The sequence below is a fragment of the Promicromonospora sp. NPDC060204 genome (assembly GCF_042728455.1).
Lineage (GTDB): Bacteria > Actinomycetota > Actinomycetes > Actinomycetales > Cellulomonadaceae > Promicromonospora.
In genome coordinates, this window is the sequence record NZ_JBHWZO010000269.1 from 1 (window position 1) to 8,021 (window position 8,021).

6 protein-coding genes and 1 pseudogene are annotated in these 8,021 nt (G+C 73.3%); 2 read left to right on the forward strand and 5 right to left on the reverse strand.

All coding sequences use genetic code 11. The features are described from left to right. Nucleotides 1-31 precede the first annotated feature (31 nt). Nucleotides 32-1,435, reverse strand: a complete 1,404-nt coding sequence (locus ACFWEJ_RS24445) for an ABC transporter substrate-binding protein (RefSeq protein ID WP_377231783.1) — start codon at nucleotides 1,433-1,435, stop codon at nucleotides 32-34. An 83-nt stretch (nucleotides 1,436-1,518) separates the two neighbouring features. Further along, the gene (locus ACFWEJ_RS24450; RefSeq protein WP_377231784.1) at nucleotides 1,519-3,156 is read right to left on the reverse strand and encodes an ABC-F family ATP-binding cassette domain-containing protein; all 1,638 of its coding nucleotides are present in this window, start codon (nucleotides 3,154-3,156) and stop codon (nucleotides 1,519-1,521) included. 242 nt (nucleotides 3,157-3,398) lie between these two features. Here ACFWEJ_RS24450 and ACFWEJ_RS24455 point away from each other — a divergent pair, with 242 nt between their 5' ends. Then, the gene (locus tag ACFWEJ_RS24455; protein WP_377231785.1) at nucleotides 3,399-5,492 is read left to right on the forward strand and encodes an anthranilate synthase family protein; all 2,094 of its coding nucleotides are present in this window, start codon (nucleotides 3,399-3,401) and stop codon (nucleotides 5,490-5,492) included. On the opposite strand, the gene ACFWEJ_RS24460 is transcribed toward ACFWEJ_RS24455, so the two are convergent. After that, nucleotides 5,452-6,669 carry a M20 family metallopeptidase gene (locus tag ACFWEJ_RS24460; protein ID WP_377231786.1) on the reverse strand — a complete coding sequence of 406 codons (1,218 nt, stop codon included), beginning with the start codon at nucleotides 6,667-6,669 and terminating at the stop codon, nucleotides 5,452-5,454. The two genes, ACFWEJ_RS24455 and ACFWEJ_RS24460, sit on opposite strands and share 41 nt — an antisense overlap. 139 nt (nucleotides 6,670-6,808) lie before the next feature. Here ACFWEJ_RS24460 and ACFWEJ_RS24465 point away from each other — a divergent pair, with 139 nt between their 5' ends. Then, nucleotides 6,809-7,360 carry a hypothetical protein gene (locus ACFWEJ_RS24465; RefSeq protein ID WP_377231787.1) on the forward strand — a complete coding sequence of 184 codons (552 nt, stop codon included), beginning with the start codon at nucleotides 6,809-6,811 and terminating at the stop codon, nucleotides 7,358-7,360. Here ACFWEJ_RS24465 and ACFWEJ_RS24470 read toward each other — a convergent pair. Both ACFWEJ_RS24470 and ACFWEJ_RS24475 read right to left on the reverse strand, forming a co-directional pair. Next, nucleotides 7,354-7,719 (reverse strand): HAD family hydrolase, encoded by a 366-nt coding sequence (locus ACFWEJ_RS24470; RefSeq protein WP_377231788.1) that lies wholly within the window; start codon nucleotides 7,717-7,719, stop codon nucleotides 7,354-7,356. The two genes, ACFWEJ_RS24465 and ACFWEJ_RS24470, sit on opposite strands and share 7 nt — an antisense overlap. Further along, a pseudogene (locus ACFWEJ_RS24475) lies at nucleotides 7,696-7,971 on the reverse strand (undecaprenyl diphosphate synthase family protein); the annotation flags it as partial. The gene ACFWEJ_RS24470 and the pseudogene ACFWEJ_RS24475, both read right to left, overlap by 24 nt. Nucleotides 7,972-8,021 lie beyond the last annotated feature (50 nt).

The window sequence follows — 8,021 nt, forward strand, 5'->3', positions numbered from 1 at the left end:
GCCCGGGCCGGCCGTTCTCTCCGCGCGGGACCTACTCCGCGAGGATCTCCTTGCTCAGCTCGTCCATCTCCGCGAAGACGTCGTCCTCGCGCTGCCCGGTGAAGTAGCCCTCCATCAGCGGGCTGATCGCCGAGCCCATCTTCTGGCCGCCGGCGAACACCGGCGTCTCGAACAGCGTCCCGTCCACGAACTGCTGCGTGTAGGGCGCCACGTCGATCCCCTGGTCGAGCAGGGCCGCCTGGGTCTTCTCCATCGACGAGTCGATCGACGGGAAGAACGTCCCGTCGACACCGGCGACGTCCTGGCACTCCGGCGAGTTCATGTAGGCGACCCACTTGAACGCCGCCTCGGGATGCTTGGTGCCCGCCCAGACGGAGTCCGCGTTCGAGTTGGAGAGCCCGGCGCGCTGCCCGTCCGCGCCCTGCACGGAGGGCGCGATGCCGACGTCGACGCCGTCGAGCGCGAAGAACGTCGTCGCGTACCAGGACCCGCCCGAGACCATCGCGACGCTCCCCGTGCCGAGCTGCTCGGCCGGGCCGAGCGTGAACTGCCCCTCGACCGGCGACAGGCCGCGCTCCCCCAGGCCGCGCAGGTACTTCGCGGTCTTCACGAACCGCTCGTCCTCGTACTGGAACGTGGTGGGGAAGCTGTCCTTGTCGCCCAGCTCCCAGCCGGTGGTCGAGGCGAAGTTGGCCCAGGTGTCCTGCCCGTTGATCCCGTTCGACCCGAGGCTGTTGATCCCGTAGGTCGCCACGTTGTCCTTGTCGAAGCCCGGCTCGTCGCCACGCACCCCGTTCTCGTCGACCGTGAGGCGGGCGACGACCTTCTCGAACGTACCGCCGTCGTCGGGGTTCCAGGTCATGTTCTGCACGTCGTCCTCGGTGAGGCCGGCGTCGGCGAGCTTCGCCTTGTCGTAGAAGAAGCCGACCGTTGCCCAGTCCTTCGGCAGGCCGTAGGTGGCGCCGTCGCTGTACGTCCAGGTGTCGACGCCGACGCCGAGCTGCCCGACGTCGTACCCGAACTCCTCGATCAGGTCGTCGAGCGGGAGGAGCTGCCCCTGGTCCACGAACTCGGGGTAGTTGGAGGTGTGGTCCATGAACGTGTCCGGGGCGTTGCCGGCCACGAAGCCCGCGGTGAGCTTGGTCCAGTAGTCGTCCCAGGCGTACTGCTGCACCTTGACCTCGATACCGGGGTTGGCCTGCTCGAACGGCTCGACACACTTGCCCCACGACACGGCCTGCTTGTCGTCCCAGGTCCACCACTGGATGGTCCCGGTGGCGGCGTCGCCGTCCCCTGACCCTCCCGCGCCGCACGCCGAGAGGGCGAGCAGCGTCGCCGTCCCGCCGAGCGCGAGCAGGGTGCGTGCCGGTGTGTTCCTGCGGTGCGGCCGGGGCCTCGCGGTAGCGCTGGTCCGGTGCCGATCGACGGTGATCATGGCCCCGACCGTAGGGCCGGCCGCCGTCCTCCGGAATGGGGAGTTGCGCGGCGGGGCCTGGACGATTCGACGCTGCCCGTCTCCTACCGGGTGCTTCCCACCGGGCGCGGGGTGTCGGCCAGGGAGAACACGCGGCCCGGCCACCTGGATCGCATCAGCCGGTCGTGCCCTGCGACGACGATCGCGCCGGGCGCCTGCGCGAAGGCCTCCTCCAGCTCGTCGACGAGCATCGGGGACAGGTGGTTCGTGGGCTCGTCCAGGAGCAGCAGGTGCGGCGGGTCGGCGAACGCGAGCGCGAGCGCCAGTCGGCGGCGCTGCCCGACGGACAGCTCGCCGGCGGGCGTGCCGATCTCGCGTGCCGTCAGCAGCCCGAGGGCCGCCAGCGGCGTCCGCTCGGCCCCGTGCTCGCCGAGCGTGTCGAGATAGATCTGCTCGGCCGACCGTTCGGGGCGCTCGAACACGGTGTCCTGCGGGAGCAACGAGATCGCCGCGTCCGGCCGCCGCCGGAGACCGCCGGCGTAGTCGACCGCCCCGGCGATGACGCCGAGGAGCGTCGACTTCCCGGCCCCGTTGGGGCCGGTGACCAGCAGCTTCTCCCCCGCCTCGACGACGAGTCGCGGGACGCGGAGCCGGCCCGGCACCTCGACGTCGGCCAGCTCGACGAGCGGCCCGTCGGAGGCCGGCAGCGCGACCGGCGGCGCGCTCAGGCGGAGCGGCGGGGGCGGCGCGGCCACCGCCGATCGCGCACGCTCCACGAGACGCCGCCGGGCGTCCCGCACCCGGCGCGCCACCTGGTTCTGCACCCGGCCGGCCCGGTGCCCGTAACCCATCTTCTCCGAGTCGCGGCGCAGCCGGTCCGGTGCGACGTCGGGGGCCACCTCGATGACCGCGAGGGCCAGCCGCTCGAGCTCCTCCTGGTCCTCGCGGTAGCGCTGCTCCCACCGCCGACGTGCCGCCCGCTTGTGCTCGACGTACGCCGAGTACCCGCCGCCGAACGCGACCGGTCCCGTCGCGGACGGGTCGAGATCGATCAGGTCCGTGCACACCGCGTCCAGCAGGGCACGGTCGTGGCTCGCCAGCACGACGACGCCGGGGAAGCCGCGCAGGTACTCCTCCAGGAACGAGATCGCGGCCTCGTCGAGGTGGTTGGTCGGCTCGTCGAGCACGAGCGCGGAGGGCTGCCGCAGGAGCAGCGCCGCGAGCGCCAGCCGGCCCCGCTGCCCTCCCGAGAGCGTGCCCAGGGTCCGGTCGGCGGGGATCGTGTCGAGCGTGAGCGACCGCAGGACCTGCGCCGTCCGGCGTTCCGCGTTCCACACGTCCGTCCGCTGGGCCTGCGCGAGCCGGTCGGCGTAGGCCTGGGACGCCGCCCCGTAGTCGGTCCCGTCCGGCGGCGCGGCGGCCAGGCGCTCGGCGGCGTCGTCGAGCCGGTCGAGTGCGTCCTGCACCGGGGACAGCGCGTCCGCGACCACCTCGCCGACGGTCGCCTCCGGGTCGAAGGCCAGCTCCTGCGCCAGGTACCCGACGTCGGCGGGCCGGTCGACCCGCCCGGCGTGCGGGTCGATCACCCCGGCGAGCAGCCGCAGGGCGGTGGTCTTGCCGGTGCCGTTCTCGCCGATGATCCCGGCGCGCCGGCCCGGACCGACCCGGAGCGAGACGCCGTCGAGGATCCTCCGTCCGGCGGCGATGTACGTGACCGCGTCCATGGCCAGGAAATCGCTCATGCCGTGACCCTACTGTCCACGATCTGGCCGAGGTCGCGGTACCTGTGGACACCACCGCCCCCGCCCGGCTAACGTTCCGGCCATGACGTCGCCCCGCATCTGCCTGGACTGGTGGCCCGCCGACTAGGCGGGCTCGCGACGCATCCACACACGTCCACGACCGCCTCGCCCGAGGCGGTCGTTTCGTGTTCCCCCACGAGACTCCCGGTTCCGGGCGAGCACCCCGAACCGAGAGGCTCCGCATGTCCCTCCACCCTGGCTCGACCGGCCGGCACCCGCTCCTGGACCGGGTCCTGGCCTCCGACGGCTCGCTCCCCTTCGCGCTCCTGCGCCGCCACGGCGGCACCGAGGTCGAGGTGCTGACCGGCGAGGTCGTCGACGCCGACCTGCTGCGCGACATCCCGCTCGACGGCGCGCCGGTGCTCGCCGTCGTCCCCTACCGCCAGGCCCGCGAGCGCGGCTTCACCGTGCAGGACGACGGCGTCCCGCTGCGCTGCCTCGTCGTGCGCGCGTCGGAGCGCGTCGCACTGTCCGAGGCCCTCGCCGCGCTGCCGCCCGAGCCCGTGGCCGCCGAGCCGCTCGGCTTCGACATCCCCGACGACGAGTACGCGGGCATCGTGCGCCGGGTGATCGACGACGAGATCGGGCAGGGCGCGGGCGCCAACTTCGTGGTGATGCGCAGCTTCGAGGCCCGCACCGACGCCGCCCCCGTGCGCACCCTGACGTCGTGGTTCCGCGCGCTGCTCACGCACGAGGTCGGCTCGTACTGGACGTTCGCGATCCACGTGCCGGCGCCCGCGACGTCGCGGGGCGGCACCGCGCCCGTCGTCGGCCCGGCCGCGGAGGACGTGTCCCTGGCGGGCGCGACCCCGGAGCGGCACCTGACCCTGGACGACGGCGTGGCCCGGATGAACCCGATCAGCGGCACCTACCGCCACCCGGCGTCGGGCCCCACGCGCGAGGGTGTCCTGGACTTCCTGGCCGACACCAAGGAGAACGAGGAGCTCTTCATGGTGGTCGACGAGGAGATGAAGATGATGAGCGCGCTCTGCCCGGACGGCGGGCGGATCGTAGGCCCGTACCTCAAGCAGATGGCGCGGCTCAGCCACACCGAGTACCTGCTGGAGGGGCGCACCACCGTGGACCCGCGCGACGCGCTGCGGCTGACGATGTTCGCGCCGACCGTGACCGGGTCGCCCATGGAGAACGCCTGCACCGTCATCGCCCGGCACGAGACTCGGCCGCGCGGCTACTACTCGGGGTTCCTGGCGCTGTTCGAGCCGGAGGCGGGGGCCGATCTTCCCGGCGACCCCGCGGGCTACTCCCTCGACGCCCCGATCCTCATCCGCACCGCGTACCTGCACGCGGGCGGCCGCGTGTCCGTCCCGGCCGGGGCCACGCTCGTGCGGCACTCGGTGCCAGAGCACGAGGTGGCCGAGACCCGCGCCAAGGCGGCGGGGGTGCTCGCCTCGCTCGGCCTGGTCCCGCGGGGCGCGGGGCCCGACGCCGTCGTCGACCTGAACGCGCAGCCCGGCGTCGCGGAGGCGCTGACGGCGCGCAACCACCAGCTCGCCGAGTTCTGGGTGCGGCCGCAGGACGCCGCGCCTGCCGGGCCCGCCGCGCCCGGCGTGCCCGGCGCACCCGCCGCGACGGCGTCGGGCCGCGAGTTCCTCGAATCCGCCGGGGAGTCGCCGCTGGCCGGCCGGGACGTGCTCGTGGTCGATCACGAGGACCAGTTCACGACGATGCTCGCCCACCAGCTGGGCCACCTCGGCATGAACGCCCGGGTGGTCCGGTGGGACGCCGTCACGGACGTGCTCGCGGACGACCTGGTCGTGCTCGGCCCGGGCCCGGGCGACCCGCGCGACCAGGAAGACCCGCGCATCGCCGCTCTCACGCGCCGGATCCTGGAGCGCGTCACGGCGGGCCGCCCGCTGCTCGCCGTCTGCCTGAGCCACCAGGTGCTCGCGGGCCTGTCCGGCTTCCCGCTGCGCGCGCTGCCCGCGCCGCGGCAGGGTGTGCGGCTGGACGCCGACGTGTTCGGCACCACGGCCGCCGTCGGCTACTACAACACCTTCGGCGCGCACCTGACGACGGTCTCCGCCGCCGACGCCGACAACCCGGTGGCGCGGCTCGCGCTGGAGCCGTCCGTCGACTCGGACGGGGTGCTGACGGCGCTGCGCGGCCCGGGCGTGGCGTCGGTGCAGGGGCACCTGGAGTCGGTGCTGTCGGCCGACGGCATCACCGTGCTCGACACCCTCGCGCGCCACGCCCTGGGCGTCCCGGGCCGGACGGTCACGCGGGCGCCGTCGTCCCGAGCTTCGTCAGGGTGGTGACGGCCAGCTCCGCGAGCGCCGCCGCCTGCTCGCCGAGCACGGAGTCGTCGAACCGGACCCTGGCGGAGTGGTTGGACGGCGCGGCGTCGGCGGGGACGTCGTCGGGCCGCGCGCCGAGCTGGACGAAGCAGCCGGGCACGCGCTGGAGCACGTAGGAGAAGTCCTCCGCGCCCATGATCGGTTCGGGCCGCTCGACGACCCGGTCGGGCCCGTACAGGCCGGTCAGGACGGCGCGGGCGTGGTCCCACATGCCCGCGTCGTTGACCGTCACGGGGTACTCCGGTTCGAGGACGACGTCGGCGGTGCAGCCGTGGGCGGAGGCGATGCCCTGGACCAGCCGCGGGAGCTCGGCCGTGAGCTGGGCCAGCGACGCGTCCGACAGGGTGCGCACCGATGCGTTGAGCTCCGCCGTGTCCGGGATGACGTTGGAGGCCGTGCCCGCGTGGAGCTGGCCCACGGTGATCACGACGGGGTCGAACACGCTGACACGGCGGGTCACGTAGGACTGCAGCGCCAGCACGATCTCGGCCGCGACCGGCACGGGGTCCACGGACATCCAGGGCGAGGAGCCGTGGCCGCCCCGGCCGTGCACGGTGATGTCCAGGATGTTGACGCCGGCCCAGGCGGGGCCGGGCCGGGAGACGAACAGCCCCTTGTCGTACAGGCCGGTGACGTGGATCCCGAACGCGGCGTCCACCGGGGTGCCGGCGGCGTCCAGGACGCCCTCGGTGATCATCGGGAGCGCGCCGCCGGGGCCCTCCTCGCCGGGCTGGAACATGAGGACGACGTTGCCCGCGAGCTCGTGCTTCCGGGCGCTGAGCAGGCGGGCCGCGCCGACCAGGCCGGCCACGTGCAGGTCGTGCCCGCACGCGTGCATCGCGCCGTTGGTCGAGGCGAACGGCTCGCCCGAGTCCTCGACCACGGGCAGGGCGTCCATGTCGCCGCGCAGCAGCACCGTGGGCCCCTGCCCCGCGGGTTGGCGGTCCCCGCGCAGGACGGCGACGACGGAGCTGAGGCCCGTGCCGGTGGTGATCTCCAGCGGCAGGCCGTCGAGGGCTTCGAGCACGGCCGCCTGCGTTCGCGGCAGGTGCAGGCCGATCTCAGGGTCCTGATGGATGCGCCGTCGCAGGGCGACGAGGTCGGGTTGGATCAGGGCTGCGTCGTCGAGGAGGGCCACGGTGGCAGAGCCTACGGGGCGCTCTGCCGACGGGTGATTTCTGCCCCGCGCCACGCCGCCACGTGGCGCCCGTGCGCCGTCCGCAGTAGGCCTGGTAGTGCCGACCTGATACATGCCGACCTGGTTCATGGAGGTAGTCATGCGGCAGAAGAAGCACCAGAAACGGCTGAGGCACTGGGCCGCCGCCCTTGCCGGCGCGTTCTCCCTCGCCGGTGCGTCCGTGACCGCCGCGCCCGCGAGCGCCGCGGCATGGGAGAACGACCTCGTCGTCACCGACACCTACTACATACCGGCGCAGGACCGCTCCGTGCAGGCCCGCTGCCGCGTGGATGTCCGCCCCGTCGGGGCCAAGAACCTGCCCGGCTATGTGACCGTGAAGGGCAAGGTGCGGTGCAACCACAAGCTCCTGGCGGGCGGTGACGTCGGGTTCAGCCTGGGCAGCCACGACGGGACGGCGGGTTCCTTCCACGCCGACCTCAAACGCATCCGCAAGGGCAGCAAGCCGGACCGGAACGCCACGTTCTCCGAGCGTGTCTACATCTTCCCGTCCGACTACGCCCGCGCCGGAGGACCAGGGACCTGGGCGGTCCGTGACCTGGAGCTCGACGTCGACATCCGGATGATCGGCGGCGGCCGGTGGTGGCTGTCGGGCAGCGGGTCGAGGACGGTCGAAACCTTCCGGGCCTACTGAGGCAGGCCAGCCATCTGGACCTCGTCGAGCGCGGTGGCGGCGCCGTGCTCGTCGAGCGTCCCGGTGACGGTGTCCGACGCCGCGCGCACCGTCGCGGGCGCGTGCCCCATCGCCACGCCGCGGGCGGCCCAGCGCAGCATCTCCAGGTCGTTCTCGCCGTCGCCGATCGCAACCGTCCTGGTCGGTAGCACACCGAGGTTGGCCCGCACCTTCTCCAGGGCCGTCGCCTTGCTCAAACCTGGTGCGGTGACGTCCAGCCAGTCAGGCTCGACCGGCACAGCCGTCAGACCGACGGAACGTACCGAACCCACGAGCCGGCCGGCGCGGCCGCGAGTGGCGGCGACGGCCTCCTTGAGCACGCGCGCCGTCGCGTCCGGTACCAGGTCGAGGTTCCCGGCGACATGCAGCTCCCACACCCCGTCCGGGCGCCGGATGCGCTCGGGAATCAGGGTCCCGAGCAGGCCCAACAGGAACCTCACCTGCTCGTCGTCCCGCTTGGTGATGTTGTCGGCCGACAGCACGTACACGCTCACCGCGCCGATGTCCGCCTTCGCGCACCAGCCGAGGACACGGTCGAGGTGCTCGGCCCCGACCCGGTACCCGCCCAAGCGAGGTGCGCTTCTACCCCGTCATTGGGCCCGTAATCAGTGCGATTCCGGGC

Coding starts and splice junctions, on each gene's coding strand:
- ACFWEJ_RS24445 (WP_377231783.1), bottom strand. CDS start 1,435: ATGATCACCGTCGATCGGCACCGGACCAGCGCTACCGCGAGGCCCCGG.
- ACFWEJ_RS24450 (WP_377231784.1), bottom strand. CDS start 3,156: ATGAGCGATTTCCTGGCCATGGACGCGGTCACGTACATCGCCGCCGGA.
- ACFWEJ_RS24455 (WP_377231785.1), top strand. CDS start 3,399: ATGTCCCTCCACCCTGGCTCGACCGGCCGGCACCCGCTCCTGGACCGG.
- ACFWEJ_RS24465 (WP_377231787.1), top strand. CDS start 6,809: ATGCGGCAGAAGAAGCACCAGAAACGGCTGAGGCACTGGGCCGCCGCC.